This is a genomic window from Rothia sp. HSID18067 (genome assembly GCF_003989445.1).
Classification (GTDB): domain Bacteria; phylum Actinomycetota; class Actinomycetes; order Actinomycetales; family Micrococcaceae; genus Rothia; species Rothia aeria.
The window spans coordinates 71,637-90,099 of record NZ_RBMF01000004.1 but is presented as its reverse complement, the minus strand read 5'-3'; the positions used below and the strand labels follow the sequence as shown (position 1 = coordinate 90,099).

Genomic DNA, 18,463 nt, shown 5'->3' with positions numbered 1-18,463 from the left:
GGTAAAACTTTCATCCCCGTCATAGCGGGGATGCACACGGCAGATAAACCAACACATTCTCACATTAACCGGGTAGATAACCCACCAGCGAAGGCATATATATACCCGTTATTCAGCCCGTCAAACCCTATTTCGACTTTGTTTTTTGAGATACGAAAGCTAGACTGTATCCCGGGCCACTTATAAAGACGTATATTTATGTATAAATATTCAATTGCTTGAAAGAATGACCTGCCACCGAAATAGGGAGAAAAATGTCCGATAGTACTTTCCAAGTCATCGCGTTGGCGATCTATTTCATCGCCATGATCGTGATCGGGCTGTGGGCAAACAGTAAAAATAACGACCTTGACGATTATGTGCTGGGTGGGCGGCAGCTCTCCCCCACCGTCGCGGCTCTCTCGGCAGGCGCCGCCGATATGTCCGGCTGGCTCCTGATGGGGTTGCCCGGCGCTGTCTATCTAGCCGGTCTTTCCAAATCATGGATTGCTATCGGTCTGACAATCGGCGCATGGGTCAACTGGAAATATATTGCACCCCGCCTGCGCAGCTACACCGAAGTCGCTGGCGATGCCGTGACCGTCCCGGTGTTCCTCAGCAACCGACTGCACGATAAATACAATATTCTGCGTATTTTTGCAGGCATTATTATCCTCGTTTTCTTCACCTTCTACGTTTCCTCCGGCATGGTTGCTGGCGGTAAATTCTTCGAGTCTTCCTTCCACCAGGACTACCTCACCGGTATGCTCCTCGTCGCCGGTATCACCATGTTCTACACCTTCTTCGGCGGCTTTATGGGCGCCTCCTACACCGATATGGTGCAGGGCCTGCTGATGCTCGCCGCACTGATTGCTGTGCCGATCGTGGCTATTACCAATATGGGCGGACTCGACCACGTCACAAACGCCGTCGCCAACGTTCGCCCCGACGCCCTGGGACTTTTCGCGGGAACTACATTCATCGGCATCGCTTCGGCGCTCGCCTGGGGTCTGGGCTATTTCGGGCAGCCGCATATTATTGTGCGTTTCATGGCGCTGCGCACCCCCGAGGATGCAAAAGCCGGGCGTCGCATCGGCATGAGCTGGATGCTGCTGACCGTGGTAGGCTCCATCAGCACGGCGTTCGTGGGCGTAGCCTACTTTGCAACCCACCCCGACATTTCTCTCACCGATAAGGAAAGCGCGGAAACAGTCTTCCTGGATCTCGCGCAGATTCTCTTCCACCCCTTTATCGCCGGTATGATCCTGGCTGCTGTTCTTGCGGCTATTATGTCCACGCTCTCCTCGCAGCTGGTGGTCTGCTCCTCGGCACTGGTGGAAGATCTGTACGGTGTCTTTGTGAAGAAGAAGCTCAGCGCGAACCAGTCACTCTGGCTCGGACGTGCGGGCGTAGCAATCGTGGCGGTCATCGCGACTCTCATGGCGCTCGATAAGAACAACTCGATTCTTTCGCTCGTGGAGTTCGCCTGGGCAGGCTTTGGTTCGGCCTTCGGCCCGATCGTGATCCTCTCCCTGTACTGGCGCAAGCTCACCCTACCGGGTGCGGTCTCGGGCATGATCGTGGGTGCTGTCGTCACCTTCTTCTGGCGCCAGGTCTTCAACCTCACCGAAACGATCGAGGTTTACGAGATGATCCCCGGGTTCTTCCTAGCCTTCCTGGTGACCGTCGTGGTCTCTCTGGCTACCTACCAGAAGAACGACAAGATTGAGCAGGAGTTTGAAGAGGCCGCAAACCTCGCAAAGCTCACCACCGCTGGTCTTCCCGCCAAGGAAGAAGAACAGGCGGCCAAGGCATAAGCCCGCCAGGTGCGCCGCGCGGCTAACACCAGATAAGAAGCGATTCTCCCACCCGCCCGCTAGGGGCTGAGTGGGAGAATCGCTTCTTAAAGTTTTAACTCACTGACCCTGTGCCCATAACGTGTGCGTACAGTTCTTCACACAGCGCCATACCGTGCTGTATCTTGTACAAGCCATCCAGCAGGTAGGAGGTATGGCTGTCCTGCTGCCATTCGGGGGTCGTGCCGTCTAAAAATTCGAACCACAACAGGTAATCCATATGCGCTGCGATTGCTTCTTCCTGCTTCTGTGCATAGGGCTTTTTCATCAGCTCTAACCGGCGCCGCTCCAGTTCAGCGGCATCAATGCTCCCGCAACGGTACGCCCGGGTGTGCCCCACATACTCCCGCAGTACCTCAGGCTGCTCGCTTAACGGGATAACGTTACGCTCCGTGAACTCAATCACTCGGTCGATATACTCGCTGTAGCGCGTGAAAATATCGGACTCCTCAATAGCGTCCTCCAGCTCAATGATTCGCCCAAATTCATCTGGCTCCATATTTATTCCTTTGCGATGCACCAACGGTGCGCTAATTCAAGGTGTTCCTGCCGGTGCGCGACGGCGGGTCTGCGCAGCACAGGTAGTCGAACCAGGCACGCACCTGCTCTTCAGCGTCCTGCACCGGTTCAAAAGCAGCATGATCGTGCGGGACACAGGGCTGAGGCAAAGCAGCTGCCGCCTCAATGACGGCCCGGGCACACGGGGTGACCTCGCGGGCTTCTTCCCCGGTGAGCAGACGCGCCCCGATTGGGGTTTCCTCGGTTGGACTGCACCCCGCAGCATCGGGGGAAACACTCACGACGCTCTGCTCAAACACCGGGCTGCCCGCCGCGAACTGCGCCTCAGCGAACGATACAGGCCCCAGAAACAGCGAACGCCCCAAAAGCGCCTGGCCCTGGAACTCGCAAGAATCCCAGCGGCCGCCCTCGCAGTAGATGGAGCCGCCGAAATCCGCCTCGGCCCGGAACGTGCCCCTAAAATAGGTGGGCCCATAATAAGCGCAGCCGCTAAAATCTGCGCATCCAGCGGCCTCACCACCGAATGATACAGAAGAATAGAACGTGCTGTCGGCCGCAGTAACACACCCGCCGTAGGTGCCGGTGCGGGCGACGGGCCCGTAGTGGGTGCATCCGCTGAACATGGAGTCGGCCGTGTAGGTGCAGTCCTGGGCGTCGGCCCCCGCGCAGTACACGCTCCCGCTAAAGCAGGCGTCTGCCCCGTAGGTTGAACCGGCAAAACTCACGAACCCGCCATAATACGAGCCGCTAAAATCTGCTCCCACGGGCGCTGTCGCCTCGGGACAGGTGCCCGCACGGTAAGTGCACTCTTCAAACGACACGCCCGCCTGCCCGCGGTACACCGAGTTACTGAAGGATGCCGCACCGCAGAACGTGGAACCCGCGAATGTAAGCCGCCCGTCCCAGCAGCACCCGCTAAAATCCACCGTGTCAAAAAACTCTGCCCCCGAAAAGTCGAAGTCAAACCCCGACCAGGGCCCTGGGGTTGCCTCCCCACCGGCGGCCGTATCCTCCAGCGGCTGAGGCTGGCGCACCCGCCCGCGAATCTCAGCCAGGATACGCGAACGCACCTGCGCCTCCGCCAGGTATTCGGCCTCATCAATGCGGTGTTGCCGTGCCATACCTGTATCCGACGACCGTTCGGGGGTGCTGGCGGGGGCTTGGGGGCAGTTTCGGGCCAGGGGGAAAGGCAGACGCACATAGGCGCAGAGCATATCCACGATCGTTTGTGCCTGTTCCCGGCCCACCGGCGCGGGTATGCTGGCGTCGGCTAACCATTCGTCGGCCAGCTGGGCAAGCACCCTCACCCCGCCAAGGCGCGTTATTGCCGATGCGTTCCCCAGCAGCTCCAGGGCTTTGAGGTAGTGGGTGCGGCGCCTATCATGTGCTGGGCCCCACCCGTGCGCGGTTATTTCGGTGAGGTGCCCCTCCCCCTGTGTGCCCGTCATGTATGTCTCCCAGGTTATTGTTGCGGTATGCTTTTGCCCCGTGCCGTGTGCTGGCGTGTGTGGTTTTCTGCCCGACCCTACCGGGTGTTATGCACCTGCCGGATGCTGCTGACTTCCTCAATGAGCTCTCTCTGCTGCTGCCACTGAGTGTATTCTTCGCCGCTCACCCAGCGGGCCCCATCCGGCGGGGTGTTCGGGGCGGAGTCCAGGAACCTGTTTACGGTGCCATCGGCGAACACAGTCCCCTCAAAGTAGGGTTTGGTGCTGAACCGGGTGCCGCTAAAATCCGCATCACCCAGGTAGATGGAGCCTCCACAATTGGCGCCTTCCTCGCACACGCTCTTCGTGAAGGTGACCGGCCCGCCGTGCAGGCACTCGTAGAAGTCCGCGCAGTCGTTGTAGGTGCACCCGCTGAAATCCACGGCTTGTGAATAATAATTCATCTCAAGCTGGGCTGGCCCGTCATAAACACATTCGCTCAGGTTCACCTGCCCGAAGAAGAAACAGCCCTGAAAGAACACTCCCACGTAGGTGCACCCGCTCAGGTGGGCATCGCCTGCAAAGATAGCTCCGCTGAAGAAGGCCAGTTCGTTGTAGGTTGATTGTGTAAAACGCGCGGTGCCTAAGAATTTACACTCCGAAAAGTCTGCTTCTTTCTGGTAGGTGGAGCCTGAAAAGTCCGCGTCGGTGCAGTACACGGACCCATCGGCGCGCGCCTTATCACGGTAGGTACACCCGGTGAAGGTGGCCCCCGCGCCCCAGTACGATTCGCTCAGGTACGCCGGGTAGAAAAAGTCGGCGCCCGTGAAGTCAAAGGTAAGGTGCGACCATCGGCCGGGCCGTAGTGCTTCCAGGGCCTCTTGCGGTGTATCACTTTCTGCTCTGCGCAGGTACTGCACACGCTCGTGGATACTGCCCAGAATATGCCCGCGCACCTGGGCCTCCTGCGCCAGGGCGTCCCTATCGGCACGGTACCGGGTGGGTTCTTGCTCGGCGGGCAGTTCGCGTACAGGGGTGCGGGTGAGCACATCGTACTCACCGGCAAGAGCATACGGGGAACGAATATATTCACACAATCGGTTAATAATGTGTTGAGCGTTGGTGTTACGGGTGTTTTCGTCCAGGGAGGTATCCGCCAAGTACCCGTCGGCGAGGCCCACCAGCGTATCCACCGCAGCCCGCCGCTCAGCAAAGGCACCGTGGGCCAGCTGCTCCACAGCCAGAACGTAATCGGCGTTGTCTTTAACGGGTGAAGCTGGTGAACTTGGTGAGGCCATTCTCTAATCCTATGCGGTTAATACGGTGAACATTTGCCCCCTCAGCATACCCCAACCAGTCCCGCACCACACCGGGCTCGGTCACCGTATAAACCGCGTGAGGACGGGACAATGAAGGTTCTGTGTGTGCCGGAATTATGCGCCCGCAGCGTTCACACGAGAGGCACCTGTTATGGGTGGCGCACCGCCAGCGGCTGCCGGTGCTGTTTATTCCCCGTCCCTGACCTGCTGCGACCATTCCCACAGGCTTTCAGTTACCGCGCGCAGTTCATCACTGACGGTCAGGAAGTTCATGTTCTCGCCCTCCCTGCCCTGCACTGCAGCGATCTGGTGGGGGATGGTGCTCAGCAGCGTGTGCGCCTGCTCTGCCTCGTCAGTGGGAAGCAGCCGCGCACCCGCCGGGGCCTGCGTCAGCTTCATGACCGGGACGGTATCCGGGTGCTGGTGCCCATCACTCGGCTGATTCTTGTGCGGTAGCCGGGTGAGCGCTCCGGGGGCGAACACCGCCTCATCAAACGACGGCGCATCGCCTGTGAACCGTGCCCCCGCGAAATCGACGTCCCCCAGGAACAGGGCGTTAGTGAAGCCAACGGCCCCTTCATACTCGCTCTCATCGCTGCGGTAGTTGCCGTAGAAGGCGCACGAATCGAAGTCGGCATCCGCCTCGCAGGTGATGTCTGAGAAGTTAGCGTCCGCCAAGAATACGGCCTCGGCGAAGACTGCTTCCCCGGTGAACGAGCTGCCCCGCATGGCGGTACCGTCGTAAAAGATGCAATACTCGAAGAACGCCCCGTCCAGCCATTGCGCCGTTGAGAAATCGGTGTATGAGCAGAAGCAGCTTTTGGAGAAGTCGGCGGCCTCAGCGAAGACACAGCAGCTGAAATTTACGGGGTGCTGCGGCCCGCCGCAGAAGACAGACACCCCAAAATCGGCGGGGCCGTAGAAGCGCGCCCGTGAGAAGTCGGCCGCGCCCCGGTAGGTGCTGGCCCCGAACTCTGCACCGATCCGGTAGACGCTGCCGGTGTGGCGCACATCCTGGTGGTACACGCACTGCACGAACCCGGCCCCCGAACGGTAGGTGGCGCCCTCAAAAATGGCGTCCCCCTCGTAGAAAGATGAGGAGAAGTCAGCGGCCTCAACAAAAGTGCACCCCGCGAAGCTCACTGTACGTCCCCAGCATGAACCGGTGAAATCCACCGGGTGGCAGAAGATAGCGCCCGTGAAGTCAAACACCAGGTGTGACCACGGGCCGGGGGTCGTCTGCGCCTGCAACGGGGTTTCGTACTCCCCCACCTGCTCCCCCGGGTTCAGGCGCCACCGCACCCGCTGATGAATATCCTCAAGGATATGCTGGCGCAGGGTACCCTCAGCACCCTCGTTCAGCGGCCCTTCACCGTGAGAGAATGACCGTTCTTTTTCGGGCGGGTTCTCCCCCGTGTTTCTTGGGTTTTCCGCCTCTTGTTCAGGAGGTAATGGGGTGCGAATATACGCGCATAATGCGTCAGCCACCACCTGGGCGGTGGCATCCCGCTCCGCAGCACTGATTGTGGCATTAGACAACCAGTCGTCGGCAAGCCCCACCAGCGTATCCGCAGCAGCCCGCCGCTCAGTAAAGGCGCCGCGGGCCAACTGTTCCACAGCCAGAATGTAGTCGGCGTTGTCTTTCATGGGTGACGTTGGTGCACTTGGTGAGGCCATTCTCGCTCCTGCACGGTGATGGGACGGGTAATGTGCCCCCTTAGCATACCCTACCCGCCCCCGCACCACACCTGTGCCGGTTACCGCACAAACCGCGAAGACAGAACAGCAGGGTCACCGGCCGCAGCCCACCATGAACACGCTCATGCACCCAACAGGACAGTCAGAAAAAACACCCCGAGACTCGCACCTAAACTTACGAGCCGTTCAACCAGCAGGCATACCAATATGCCGGGGTGAAATACTTTTCTGGGCGCAGAACCCGCATAACCAGCAGCACCCCAAAACACCCACCAGCAAACAATCACATGAAAAGCACCAGGAAAATAGGTTAGTATTATTTTTAGCGTCTAAATTGCAGAATTCACTATTTCCCTCGCCACTGGCAGTGGGGCATTTCCGGTGGTTTCATATTCAATACGTTGAGGGAGCTAACAAGTGCAGTATCTAGGCAGAGCACGGAAAAACACTACCGCTGCTGACAATACTGGCACCCACAACACAGTGAAGAAAGAAGAAGGCAGTGTTGTTCCCCTAATTGCCGGGCTGTGCGCGCTGCTTCTGCTCATTGGGTCAGTAACGCTAGCGATCACAGGCGCGCACGTACAAACCCAGCGGCTCACTGATTTTGCGGACGCCCAAGCCTCGGCAGTAGCGCGGCGGTTAGCGAAAGACCAGCGTGCCGCAGCGTTTAATGGTGTTTCGCTCAGCCCCAGCCAGGCCCAGGCGTATGCGGCGGAGTATTTAGCTGCCAGTGGGGCAAGCCGGGAGTTTAGCGGGCTGAGCATTGACTCGGTTGATGTCAGTGATGGGGAAAGTGTGCGTATTAGGCTGCGGGGACGGATTCATCCGCCGCTCGTGAGTATTGTGGTGCCTGATGGTATTGAGGTGAGCGCGAATTCAAGTGCACGGCTGAATACAAAGCAGACTAACTAACCCTGTGCCTAGCACCGCAAAATTATCCGCAGCAGAAATGTGACCGTGAATAGGTGCTCTTGGGGCTTATCTGGTCTATGTAGTTGTGATGGGTCAAGGATTAGAATTTTCACAGTACTTATAGATTCCGTTTAGTTATCGGATTTGACAGTATTATGCACCCCTCGCATCAACCAATCAGTTCCAGTGTAGACAATCCTAAACTCCACACTATATTTATTTTGTTCAGTGAAATCCTCCGTGCGAATAGTGCGCCTCTCATTATCAAATGTTAGTGTAGGAGGAATAGCGGTGCGGCCCAAGAGAGAGTATTGATAGTCTTTTCCCGACACTTTTTCAAAACTATCCTTCTCATAAAAGATTTTTCGAAGACCCCCAATCACCCAGCCACCTTTCTCATACACAGATTTAAGGTAAGAAAGAAATTGAAGTTCCTTAGTAAAAGCACCCGAGGTAATATGCGCATACCCCATAATATCCCCCGTTTGAAGAGCATAATTACGCTGCTCATTCCAATACTCAATAAACTTAAAAAACGCTTCCGGGGTTTCAAGGTTCATACCCTCAGGCTCCTGGGGTTTGGGAACATTCTGCGCCGGGCCCTTATTATCAGCAGGACGATACTCACCCTCCGGTGCCTGCGAACCACCTGAGAACCCCTTACTAAACGTCTCCCCCACAGGAGTAGAGGTTGCCGAAGCATCACCAGAGGCACCAGACGAAGAAGAGGCCTGCGGTGCCGACGAACCAGCCTCAGACGGAGAAGCTGGCTGTCCTTCAGTATTACCAGCACCACCACAGGCGGTAAAAGCCACAGACCCTAGCCCCGCACCAGCCAACCACAACACACGACGGCGAGTGAACATACTCGGATCAGGCATGGGCATATAGTTCATGATTATCTGTCTTTCTCGGGTTAATATAAACCCATTCTGAAAAGTATTTAGAGAAACAGGTTCTTCCTTATTGCTCTTTCTCTTGGCTCGTATCCTTCTGCCCGGTTAGCGGAGATAACCCGACAATCTTCCACCCACCATCTGCGTGACGAATATGCAAATAGAAGGTATCATCATCATGACGTTTATTCTCCGAAAGATCCCATTCTCCGTTACCCTGGATATTAATCTGCTTAACCCACATCAGGTAAAACTCCCACAGGTACGTACCATCATCTTTCATCACAGGGTCATCCCCATGAAACTCAAAAACCTTTAAACCATCGACAATCCATCCCCCTTCTTGATAGAGCTTAGTGTAGTAATCATAGCGTTCTATTTCTTCCGTGAATTCATTCGACACAAACTGACGAGCAATATCGAAATCCCCGGTCTGAACGGCGTAATTACGCCATTCCACCCAGGCAAAGACTGACTTTTTAAGGCCCTCTACAGAATTTACTTTATAACTCTCATCAGGACGGGCAGGCACACGAACATTCTGTGCCGGGCCCCGAGAATCCGCCATCACATGCTTCCCCTCCGGGGCTTTCTCACCACCGGAATACCCTTTTGAAAAACTAGGGTCAGGGGTATTAGATGCCTCCCCAGAGACAGAAGGACTAACACTAACGCTGTCCTGAGGTGTCTCTGAAGCAGAACTGGAGCTGCTGGATTCCTGCTCAGCTGCCTTATTCTCACCACCACACGCTGCAAGACCCAACGACCCTAACCCCACACCAGCCAGCCACAATGCACGGCGACGGTTGAACAGTATGGTTTGAGCGCAATACCCCATCAGAGAACTCCTAATATTGGACGCGGATTCACCGCAATAGGTCAATTAGAGAATTTTTTTGGGCAGAACACGGGCCCTGTGCTCTGCCCGAAAACATTCTTACTATTGTTGTTATGCTAATTCGTTGGTCACTAGCTGGCAGCGCGCTACGGTGTGATTTAGCGTGAACCAGTCTGTTTTTTAACGGGTTTCCGCCACCATTCGGTATCACCGCTGCCAGCGTTATCTTTATGCCACTGTTGGCCAGTATGCGGATCCGGCACCGCAAGACGCGGGTTGGGGTTATTATAATCCGGCCGATATTTACTACCGGGACACGCCCACGCGGTCGGGTCTTCAGTGCACAGCTTCGCAACATTATGGGTCTCTACTTCCCAGACCCGCACCAGGGCAGCCTCACTGGTTTTCGTGATCTGCCCGTCAATTGGATGCCAAGGGCCATCCCCAACTTTAAACCGCCCGGTATAGGTAACCGTCACATAAGCATGATAATTACCAGACTCTTTATACATATAGCTATTGGGTGTCTTCGGCATTTCTTCTTGACTCCGTGCACGCAATTTCCCACTAGCAACAGATGAAGAATATTGACCCCCGTCCCCAGACTCAAATGCATACGAGATAGGAACCGCTTCAATACGCACGTGCCCCGCTTTCAGCTCACCCTCAAACTGATTAGAACCTTCAAAATCGACATAGAAATGAGCATTCTCATCTTTCCACACATGCGGGCTGGGGTAATCGTTAAGCCGCAGTTGCGGGGTTGCAGGATTCATCTCAACAAAGCGTCGCTTAATCTCAGCCATCTGTTCTTCATAACTGGCTCGTTCCTGCTCTATCTGTTCGGCCGGTTTATCATCCGTTGCCACGCACATTGCTCGGCCCTGTAGCGGAGCACCTGGAACAGCTTGAACAACCTTGCCGTCTTCCCCGTACCCCATTCGAGGGTTCAGTTTTCCGGGTTTACCATCTGTAGTAATACAAGAACCGCTGGTGGTGTTAGATACGTAATATGTTTCACCACTAGGGGTTTTTTCTTCACTATAATGTTCCGCAAGGTACGCTTTCCATTCTTCCTCAGTCATACCAGGAGACTGCTGTTGAATTTGTAGCCTATCGTTGCTTTCTTCACCACTATCATCACTATTAGCACCCCTTTTTGGGCTTATCTCAGTGCATGTTTCACCCACATGGTTTTTCCCATTACCACTACCACTATCTGTAGTACAGGTTTCAGATGCATAAACACCGGGAAACGATAAATACAGTGTGCTAAAAACAAGCGAAAAACTAAGAAGTACAGAAGAAGATTTTTTCACTAACCCCTCTCCTCGCTCTTATCTTTCTGGCCAGTTACTTGGGACATTCCGGTAATCTTCCACCCAGCGTCTGTATGGCGAATATGCAGCAGGAACGTATCATCATCATGACGTTTATTCTCCCAAGGTTTCCATTTCCCGTCACTTTTAACTTCAATCTGTTTAACCCACTTCAGATAAAATTCCCACAGATATGTACCATCATCTTTCATCACGGGATCATCCCCATGAAACTCAAAAACATCTATACCATCTATAATCCAGCCCCCTTCTTGATAGAGCTTAGTGTAGTAATCATAGCGTTTCACTTCTTCCGTGAATTCATTCGACACAAACTGACGAGCAACATCAAAATCCCCAGTCTGAATCCCATAGTTACTCCACTCAACCCAAGCAAAGACTGACTTCTTCAAGCCCTCCAAAGAATTTACTTTATAACTCTCATCAGGACGGGCGGGTACACGAACATTCTGCGCAGGACCCCGATAATCCGCCATCACATACTTCCCATCAGGGGCTTTCTCACCACCGGAATACCCTTTTGAAAAACTAGGGTCAGGGGTATTAGATGCCTCCCCAGAGACAGAGGGACTAGCACTACCGCTGTCCTGAGGTGTCTCTGAAGCAGAACTGGAACTGCTGGGTTCCTGCTCAGCCGCCTTATTCCCACCACCACAGGCCGCAAGACCCAGTGACCCTAACCCCACACCGGCGAGCAGCAGTGCACGACGACGCGGAACAATACGGTCAGTGTTCGGTTCTACCATCACGGGAGTTCTCTCCTTCATCAGCATCAGAAGGCCCCGTGCACAACAGGCGGCAGAAAATACACCCACATGGTCAGGCCCGGAAGCGCCTCAATCTTATTGGTTCAATGTGAATACGTACCCTTAGACTACGGGCTGAGACTCAACAAATCAAGGCTCAGTGGATGTAACACGCCCAAAAAGTATATTTATTGTGGTAGCTGCTGGTAGTGTGTTTTGTCTTTCCTCCCGTATAGCAGCCTGCTAAGGCAAGGAAGTAACGGTTTCAATATTTTCAGGGGTATTCGGGGAGGGAAATCTTCCGTTCCCTCACCAGCAGATATGCCAGGGAGGCGTTCTATGGTGAATAGTCTGCTATTTGCTTTATAGCCCCTGTTTGTGCTCAGATAAATACAGCAAATCACCTTAGGCCCGCCCGGCTTCGCCCCTAACGGGCACTGACCGAAAGACACAACCACACATGAGCAGCAACCTCCCAGACGGCACCTTGAAACCAGCGTTCGCTGAGCAGCCCGAGACCTCAGCCCGCCTTCGACGCCCAGGTTTGAAAGATCCCAAATTTATTGTTGGTATCCTGCTGGTTCTGGTTTCTCTTGTTGGCACTATTGCAGTTATCCAGCTGAATAACCGCAACACCCAGTACTATATAGCGAAGAATGACATCCCGATCGGGGAGAAAATCTCGACCGATAAGCTCACCCCCGTTGAGGCTAACCTGGGGTCTGCCTCCCAAAACTATCTCACTGCTGAAGAAGTGCAAAAAGGTGATTTAACGGCTGTTCGGCTTATCCCTGCGGGCGAGGTGGTCAGCAAAAATTCTGCCAGCAATAATGTGCGGGAAAACCGTCGGCTTGTGACCGTTAAGGTAGACCGGGGTCTAGCTACTAACCTCAAAGCGGGTGACCATGTAGATATATGGGCTTCAAACAGCACCCTCTCTGTAGGTTCGCAGCACTCCTCCGCACAGAAAAAACCGCAAGATGACAAAAATAATGGTGGTTCCCAGGGGTCGTCTTCTGCGGACGGCAGGGGAAACAGCGAAATCTCCGACGACTCAACCCCCATTGCGAAAGATGCTGAGATCTCGAATATCTCGGTCGAAGAAAGCGTGCTCGGTTCCAACGGCAAAGCCACCGTGCAGCTATGGGTAGCGTCCAATTCTCTCTACCCCGTCATACAGGCGGACTCGACCAACGCAAAAATCTCTCTCGTACCCATAGCACTCGGGGAGAAAAAGTAACTATATGTTTGTGAGGCGCCCGCACCGGAAGGTGCGGGCGTTTTCCTTTCACCTGTTTACTGTACAGAAGGTGCCGTGTGCGGCTGTGCATTTAGGTGCGGCCGCGTTCCACGTCCCGCCAGTCGGTTAGACGCCTGGCACCGGGCGGCAGTTCCCCCTCCCCCGCGGTGAGGGGCGCCCCGGCGGATAGAGCCCCCACGCTTGTCATGGCGGCATCGGGTGTGAAGCGTGCGCGGGTGAAAACTGGGGCTATTGCAAAAACGGCGCGGTCAAAATGCGCGTTGTCCCAGTAGACGGTGCCGCTAAAATCAGCGCTGGTGGTGCAGGTGCAGTCGGTGAAGTCGGCGTCCCCCACAAAACGGCAGCTGGCGAACACGGTGGGGCCTGCAAATATCGAGCCGGTGAGGGTGATACCGTCATCGTATGCCGCCGTGGAGAAGTTGGCACCTTCTGCGAAACTGTTTCCTGAGAAGTCCGCGCGGCCCCTGTAGAGGCACCCGGTGGCAAGCACCTGAGCGTTGTAGGTGCTGTTTGCCGCATGCACATGCGACTCGTAGAGGCTGTTCGTAAAGTTGGTTTCCCCGCCGTAGGCGCTCATATGGTAGGTGACCGTGCCGTGGTGTGTGCAGCCGCTGAAGTCTGCCCCCGCGTTGTAGGTGCTGCACCCGTAGTCGGCTGCTGCACGGTAGCTGGAGCCGGTAAAAACCACACACCCCTCATACACAGAACCGGAAAAATATACAATATTGTGGTAGGTCGATTCTGCAAAAGACGCCGCACCACAGTAGGTAGAGTTTGAGAACAGGACATATCCGCGGTATTCGCAGCGGCTAAATACCGCATCCTCACCGTACAGCGAGTTGCAAAAATATGCGTCATGCGTGAAAACTGCACCATCGAAAGTAACCGGCCCAGCCCAGTACGCCTCACCCAGATCAACGACATCGTAAAACACCGCATTCGAAAAGTTAAAGGCCAGATGCGACCACGGCCCCGGCAGGACCGCTCCCGGTTTCGGCGGCTGGTTAAGCTCCGCCGCCAAAGGATGCGTACCTTCCCCTGTACTCAACTCAGCGTGCACGGGCCCCACCGGGTGAGGGTTTTCTCGCCAGCGCACGTGCTGCCGGATCGTATCAAGGATGTGCGTGCGAATGCGACCTGCGGGGCTGAGGTGCGCAGCGTCAGCCGGTGCCGTATCGCAGTCATTAGTAGGAGAACGAAGGTAGTCACACAGCGCAGTAATAACGCTCTGGGCACGGCGGTTACGCGCCTGCTCCACCACGGACGTATCAGCCAGCCACTCATCGGCCAGTGCCGCCAGCTCATCCACCGTGTTCAGGCGCGACGCAACACTTGGGGCAGACCCGCCGCCAGCAGGAACCACCCCATTAAGCCGCCCAAGCGCGCTCTTGAGGCGCCGCAGCCGCTTGGCCTCATCCACGCTTTTGCCGTGTGCTTCACTCACCGCAGGCGCCGTTCACCAGTCGCTATAGGCTGCGCGGTTCGTTAACGCGTATGCCCACTGGTCGATGGCGTTATCCAGGTTGCGCACACGGGCGGCGAGCGCCTCTTTAGCAGGCCCTTCAGCCGCATCATGATACGTTTGTGCCGCACTCGCGTACGCCGCCAGTCGGTTGGCTAAATCCTCCATTTCTTCAGGTGTGAGGTAGCGTGAACCGGCAGGTAAGCCGCTGCCGGTAAACACAGGATGAGCGAAATAGTTTTCATGATGTGAGTTAAGGAAGCAATCGGTGAAAGACACCTGCGGCTCACCCGCAGCTCTCTCCTGTGCAGTGCTGGTAGCCTGCGCGGCCCCCGTAAAATCTATACCGCCTGCGCACACTGAACGGTCAAACACGCAGCGGCCGCCCGAAAACTGGGTGCCCCGGAAGGTTATTGCCCCCAGGTGGGAGGATCCCTCGAAAGAAACGTGGTGCAGTGTGCAGCCGCTCAGGTCTGCGCTGCCGCGCCAACGGCACCCCACAAACTCCGTATCGTGGCGGAACACGCTGCCGCTGAAATCAGCGTCACTCCGGAACTCGCTGTACGAAAAATAGGCCCCCGCCCGGTAGGTGCAGCCCTCCATGTGGGCGGTACCGTGAAATGCGGTACTCATAAATACCGCGTCCTTTTCATAGGTGCACTCTGAAAGGGTAACGTCGCAGCCCCAGGTGCACTCCGCAAAATTCGCATCCCGCCCATAGGTGCAACCGCTGGCGTTAAGACGCCCCCGCCACGTGGAGCGGGTGCAGTCGGCGTCTTCCTGGTAGGTGTTTTCCGATAGCTTGGCCTCAGCCTCATACACCGTGGCTTGGGCGTGCACCTGCCCCCGGTAGTCACATCCGCTCATATGCACGGCAGCACGGTACACGCTATTGCGGAAGATCGCCTTGCCGTAGTAGGTGGATGCCGTAAAATGTGCTGCCGCGGCGTATAGGCTGGCGCTCAGGTTGGCTGTCTCACGGTAGCTGCACCCCGAAAAATTCGCGCCCGCGCCCCAGTACGATTCGTTCAGGTTAACGGTGTGGCGGAACTCGGCGCCAGAAAAATCAAAGACCAGGTGTGACCACGGGCCGGGCGTCACCGCGCCCCGCTCAAGGTGACGCGCAGCGTTCTTGCGCGCACCACCAAAGGCCGGTTCCCACCGCACCCGCTGGTGGATGGTGCTCAGAATATGCTGCCGCAGGGGCGTCTCGGTGGTGCTGTTCGGGGGTGTTTCAGCCTCACCCTTATAGAACGATGGTTCTTTTTCTGTGGTTTCACCCTCGCTGCTGTGGTGCTGTGGTTCTCTCCCCTGCCCCTGCGGCTCAGACGGGTATGGGGTACGCAGGTAGTCACAGAGCGCAGTAATAATATCCTGGGCGCGGCGGTTACGCTCCTGCTCCACCACGGATGTATCAGCCAGCCATTCGTCGGCCAGTGCCGCCAGCTCATCCACCGCACGCATTCTAGATACAGCAGGCAGGGCGGTGTCCCTCATACGGGAGAGCGCCTCAGCAGCCCTATCAGCGCAGCCGCCAGCGTGCAGGTTCACCGCATCCACCATATGCTCCTTCTGTCGCCAACGCCTGGCGGCCCCGCCTAGGCGCGCTTAAACTCGCGGCGTGCGGGCTTTTTACCCACCGCAAAAACGCATTTTTTAAACGACGGTGACGACCCCGCCAGCACAATATTACTGAAGTCTGTTGCGGCAGAAAATACGGAGTAGCTGAAAACGGTTTTGGTGCTGTACACCGAGTCGGCGAATACCGCTTCTTTGCCGAAGGTTGAGCCGGAGAAATCGGCGCGTTCCCCGTACTGGTTCTCGTTAAAGTTCGCCTCGCCCCGGTAGATGCACTCGCTGAACGTGACGGGAGACAGGTACCGGGTGACCCCGAAGTCGGCGTTGGCGGCGTAGGTGCAGCCGCTGAAGTCCGCGATGCCTTGACAGTGGGTGCCGATGAATGAGACGTTCCCGCCGTAGAACGAGTTGCTGAACGTGACGGACTGTGCAAAGAACGCGCCGGGGCAGTACAGCCCCTCCCCCCAGTATGAGCCGGAGAAATCGACCGGGAAGAAGAACTCGGCAGACGAAAACGAGGCAGAGTCGAAAAACTCGAAGTAGAACCCTGACCAGGGCCCGGGGGTGATTTCCCCAGCAGCCACCTGCTGCGATTCTTTCTTCTTGGTGGCCCCGCCCGCTGGTTTCCAGCGCACACGGGTGTGGATTTCCTCCAGGATGCGCACCCGCACCCGCGACTCTTCGGTGAGTGCCTTCTTATCCCGGTGGAATTGCAGCGTTTCCTGCTGGTCCAGGTTCGGGGGCACCTCACCGTACAGTTCCGCGCGGGATGCCAGTGGGAATGGGGTGCTCACGTAGGCGCACAGGGCGCTGACAATGTCCTGCGCCTCACGGTGGCAGGCGCCCTCAGACACGGAGACGTCAGCCAGCCACTCGTCGGCCAGTCGCACCAGCTCTCCCACGGCGCCCAGGCGCGCCTCAACGCTCAGACCGCTCTCATAGCTCAGCTCACCAACCGCCGCCGAGAACCTGGCGTGACGGCCGGTGAGGGCAACATCCGCTGAAAAATAACCGCTCATAGTGACCGTACCCTCCGCGCAAAAACGGTGCACGCCTCAAGCACCCGCTGGTGCACACCACGGTGCGCATCCGTGCCGGGCGGCACATCGTACAGGGATGCCACAAGCGCTTCGATGGCGCGCAGGTGCACGCCCATCTGCGCGGCCTGCGACAGGCTGAGTGCCCGCGCGCCCGCGGGGAAGCCGCCCACCAGCCGAATATCGTACCGGCCGCCGGGGCCGTTACCGAAATAGTTATTGACGGTGGGGTCAAAAATACACCCGTCGAAGGAGGGGGCGCCCGCCATGAACTTTGACTCGCCAATATCGGCGGTACCGCAGTAGATGGACTGCCCAAAATTGGCGGCGCCGCCGTAGGAGGACCCGGCCATCCCGGCGGGTTCACGGCTGGGGCCGCCCAGGTAGAGGGAGCCGCTGAAGTCAACGCCAGCCTCGTACCGGCACTGGCCCATTGCCACATCCCCCAGGTAGGTGGAGCCGCTGAAGCTGACCGTGCCCTCATAGGAGGACGCCCCGAAATTGGCGTTCCCGTAGTAGACGCAGTGGGTGAAGTCGGTGTACCCGCGGTACTGCGAGTCGTACATGTCCATGTCGCTGAAATAGACGCAGTGGCTAAAGTCGGCGTGCTCCCGGCAGCGGCTGCTTAACGAGGCGTACCCGTAGTACACAGAACTTTGAAATGCGGCGTCTCTCATGTAGGTGGACCCGGCCAGTACTGCCTCCCCGAAATAGGTGCAGCGGCTCAGGTTCGCATCCCCATAGTAGTTGCAGCCGTGCAGGTAGGCGTCATCCCGGTAGACGGACCCCGAGAAATCAGCGTCGCTATTGTACAGGTTGGTGCGCGCATCCAACCCTTGATGATAGTGGGACACCCCAAAAAATACGGGGCCGTTGAAGGTGCACCCGTGCACCTTAGCGGCCTGCCGGTACACGGAGTACCCGAAACTGGTGGGCCCGCCGAACACGGAGTCGCTGAAATCCACATCCCCGTAGTAGACGGAGCGGCTGAAATCTGCGGAGGCGTGGTAGGTGCACCCGCGCAGCGACAGCGGCCGCCCCCAGCAGGATCCGGTGAACGTGACCGGGTAGAAAAATACGCTGCCCGTAAAGTCGAATTGGAACCCGGACCAGGCGCCGGGCTTGCCGTCCACCACAATCGTGCGGGAATGGATGGCCTCAACAATACCCGCCCGCACCTGCGCCTCCGCCTCAAACAGCGCCTTATCAACCGTGAAAAGTTGTTTCTCTTGTTCGTTAATGAAAGGGGCAGGTTCTAAAGACGAAAAACGCGCATACTCCGACGCCAACGAAAACGGGGACCGCACATACGCGCACAGGCTGCTGATAGCCGCCTGCGCCTCCTGCCTGCACTGGGCCGCAGGGGCGTCGTCAGTGTTCATCCACTCATCCACCAGCCACACCAATGCGTACACGCCGCTCATGCGCACAGTCGGGTCGCTACTGCCCAGCTGCTCAAGCGCCACAATATAGCGGGCGCGGCGATTCAGCATCGTGAGATTACTCGTTGAGGCGGACGGGGTCATTGCGGCATCCTCGCAATATGTTGTGGTTGGTACTGTTACCCTAGCATACGCTACTGGGGGCCAATG

Annotated in this window: 15 protein-coding genes; 3 read left to right on the top strand and 12 right to left on the bottom strand. The window is 56.8% G+C overall.

Annotated elements, in window-relative coordinates; genetic code table 11:
- Positions 1–254 precede the first annotated feature (254 nt).
- A complete protein-coding gene (gene putP / locus D8M23_RS10665; RefSeq protein WP_023133260.1) occupies positions 255–1,796 on the top strand; it encodes a sodium/proline symporter PutP in 1,542 nt (513 codons plus the stop codon).
- Positions 1,797–1,890: 94 nt separating this feature from the next.
- Here putP and D8M23_RS10660 read toward each other — a convergent pair whose 3' ends face one another.
- The 4 genes from D8M23_RS10660 to D8M23_RS10645 form a co-directional block, all read right to left on the bottom strand.
- Complete coding sequence (locus tag D8M23_RS10660) at positions 1,891–2,334, bottom strand: hypothetical protein (protein WP_126854756.1); 444 nt, start codon at positions 2,332–2,334, stop codon at positions 1,891–1,893.
- Positions 2,335–2,365: 31 nt separating this feature from the next.
- Complete coding sequence (locus D8M23_RS10655; protein ID WP_126854755.1) at positions 2,366–3,802, bottom strand: pentapeptide repeat-containing protein; 1,437 nt, start codon at positions 3,800–3,802, stop codon at positions 2,366–2,368.
- 77 nt (positions 3,803–3,879) lie between these two features.
- Complete coding sequence (locus D8M23_RS10650; RefSeq protein ID WP_126854754.1) at positions 3,880–5,079, bottom strand: pentapeptide repeat-containing protein; 1,200 nt, start codon at positions 5,077–5,079, stop codon at positions 3,880–3,882.
- Between the two features lie 207 nt (positions 5,080–5,286).
- The gene (locus D8M23_RS10645) at positions 5,287–6,777 is read right to left on the bottom strand and encodes a pentapeptide repeat-containing protein (protein ID WP_126854753.1); all 1,491 of its coding nucleotides are present in this window, start codon (positions 6,775–6,777) and stop codon (positions 5,287–5,289) included.
- 504 nt (positions 6,778–7,281) lie between these two features.
- Between D8M23_RS10645 and D8M23_RS10640 the strand changes: the two genes are divergently transcribed.
- Positions 7,282–7,713: a hypothetical protein gene (locus tag D8M23_RS10640; RefSeq protein WP_052029939.1), complete on the top strand. Its 432-nt coding sequence runs from the start codon at positions 7,282–7,284 to the stop codon at positions 7,711–7,713.
- Between the two features lie 131 nt (positions 7,714–7,844).
- Here D8M23_RS10640 and D8M23_RS10635 read toward each other — a convergent pair whose 3' ends face one another.
- From D8M23_RS10635 to D8M23_RS10620, 4 genes are all read right to left on the bottom strand, one after another.
- Positions 7,845–8,609 carry a DUF6318 family protein gene (locus tag D8M23_RS10635; RefSeq protein WP_126854751.1) on the bottom strand — a complete coding sequence of 255 codons (765 nt, stop codon included), beginning with the start codon at positions 8,607–8,609 and terminating at the stop codon, positions 7,845–7,847.
- A 67-nt stretch (positions 8,610–8,676) separates the two neighbouring features.
- Entirely contained in the window at positions 8,677–9,447 is a 771-nt protein-coding gene (locus D8M23_RS10630; RefSeq protein WP_126854750.1) for a DUF6318 family protein, read from the bottom strand.
- Between the two features lie 158 nt (positions 9,448–9,605).
- The gene (locus D8M23_RS10625; RefSeq protein ID WP_126854749.1) at positions 9,606–10,766 is read right to left on the bottom strand and encodes a hypothetical protein; all 1,161 of its coding nucleotides are present in this window, start codon (positions 10,764–10,766) and stop codon (positions 9,606–9,608) included.
- On the bottom strand, positions 10,766–11,533 hold the full coding sequence (locus D8M23_RS10620) for a DUF6318 family protein (RefSeq protein WP_238693860.1): 768 nt from the start codon (positions 11,531–11,533) through the stop codon (positions 10,766–10,768). The genes D8M23_RS10625 and D8M23_RS10620 overlap by 1 nt, the downstream gene beginning before the upstream one ends.
- 460 nt (positions 11,534–11,993) lie before the next feature.
- Between D8M23_RS10620 and D8M23_RS10615 the strand changes: the two genes are divergently transcribed.
- Complete coding sequence (locus D8M23_RS10615; protein ID WP_126854747.1) at positions 11,994–12,773, top strand: SAF domain-containing protein; 780 nt, start codon at positions 11,994–11,996, stop codon at positions 12,771–12,773.
- A gap of 91 nt (positions 12,774–12,864) precedes the next feature.
- On the opposite strand, the gene D8M23_RS10610 is transcribed toward D8M23_RS10615, so the two are convergent.
- The 4 genes from D8M23_RS10610 to D8M23_RS10595 are packed head-to-tail and all read right to left on the bottom strand — an operon-like array spanning position 12,865 to position 18,397.
- The gene (locus tag D8M23_RS10610; protein ID WP_126854746.1) at positions 12,865–14,238 is read right to left on the bottom strand and encodes a pentapeptide repeat-containing protein; all 1,374 of its coding nucleotides are present in this window, start codon (positions 14,236–14,238) and stop codon (positions 12,865–12,867) included.
- A gap of 12 nt (positions 14,239–14,250) precedes the next feature.
- A complete protein-coding gene (locus D8M23_RS10605; RefSeq protein ID WP_126854745.1) occupies positions 14,251–15,819 on the bottom strand; it encodes a pentapeptide repeat-containing protein in 1,569 nt (522 codons plus the stop codon).
- A gap of 35 nt (positions 15,820–15,854) precedes the next feature.
- A complete protein-coding gene (locus D8M23_RS10600; protein WP_006888812.1) occupies positions 15,855–16,853 on the bottom strand; it encodes a hypothetical protein in 999 nt (332 codons plus the stop codon).
- Positions 16,850–18,397, bottom strand: coding sequence for a pentapeptide repeat-containing protein (locus D8M23_RS10595; protein ID WP_037287375.1), 1,548 nt, complete (start codon positions 18,395–18,397; stop codon positions 16,850–16,852). Before D8M23_RS10595 ends, D8M23_RS10600 begins: the two co-directional genes overlap by 4 nt.
- Positions 18,398–18,463: the final 66 nt, after the last annotated feature.

Coding starts and splice junctions, on each gene's coding strand:
- putP (WP_023133260.1), top strand. CDS start 255: ATGTCCGATAGTACTTTCCAAGTCATCGCGTTGGCGATCTATTTCATC.
- D8M23_RS10660 (WP_126854756.1), bottom strand. CDS start 2,334: ATGGAGCCAGATGAATTTGGGCGAATCATTGAGCTGGAGGACGCTATT.
- D8M23_RS10655 (WP_126854755.1), bottom strand. CDS start 3,802: ATGACGGGCACACAGGGGGAGGGGCACCTCACCGAAATAACCGCGCAC.
- D8M23_RS10650 (WP_126854754.1), bottom strand. CDS start 5,079: ATGGCCTCACCAAGTTCACCAGCTTCACCCGTTAAAGACAACGCCGAT.
- D8M23_RS10645 (WP_126854753.1), bottom strand. CDS start 6,777: ATGGCCTCACCAAGTGCACCAACGTCACCCATGAAAGACAACGCCGAC.
- D8M23_RS10635 (WP_126854751.1), bottom strand. CDS start 8,609: ATGAACTATATGCCCATGCCTGATCCGAGTATGTTCACTCGCCGTCGT.
- D8M23_RS10630 (WP_126854750.1), bottom strand. CDS start 9,447: ATGGGGTATTGCGCTCAAACCATACTGTTCAACCGTCGCCGTGCATTG.
- D8M23_RS10620 (WP_238693860.1), bottom strand. CDS start 11,533: ATGGTAGAACCGAACACTGACCGTATTGTTCCGCGTCGTCGTGCACTG.
- D8M23_RS10615 (WP_126854747.1), top strand. CDS start 11,994: ATGAGCAGCAACCTCCCAGACGGCACCTTGAAACCAGCGTTCGCTGAG.
- D8M23_RS10605 (WP_126854745.1), bottom strand. CDS start 15,819: ATGGTGGATGCGGTGAACCTGCACGCTGGCGGCTGCGCTGATAGGGCT.
- D8M23_RS10600 (WP_006888812.1), bottom strand. CDS start 16,853: ATGAGCGGTTATTTTTCAGCGGATGTTGCCCTCACCGGCCGTCACGCC.
- D8M23_RS10595 (WP_037287375.1), bottom strand. CDS start 18,397: ATGACCCCGTCCGCCTCAACGAGTAATCTCACGATGCTGAATCGCCGC.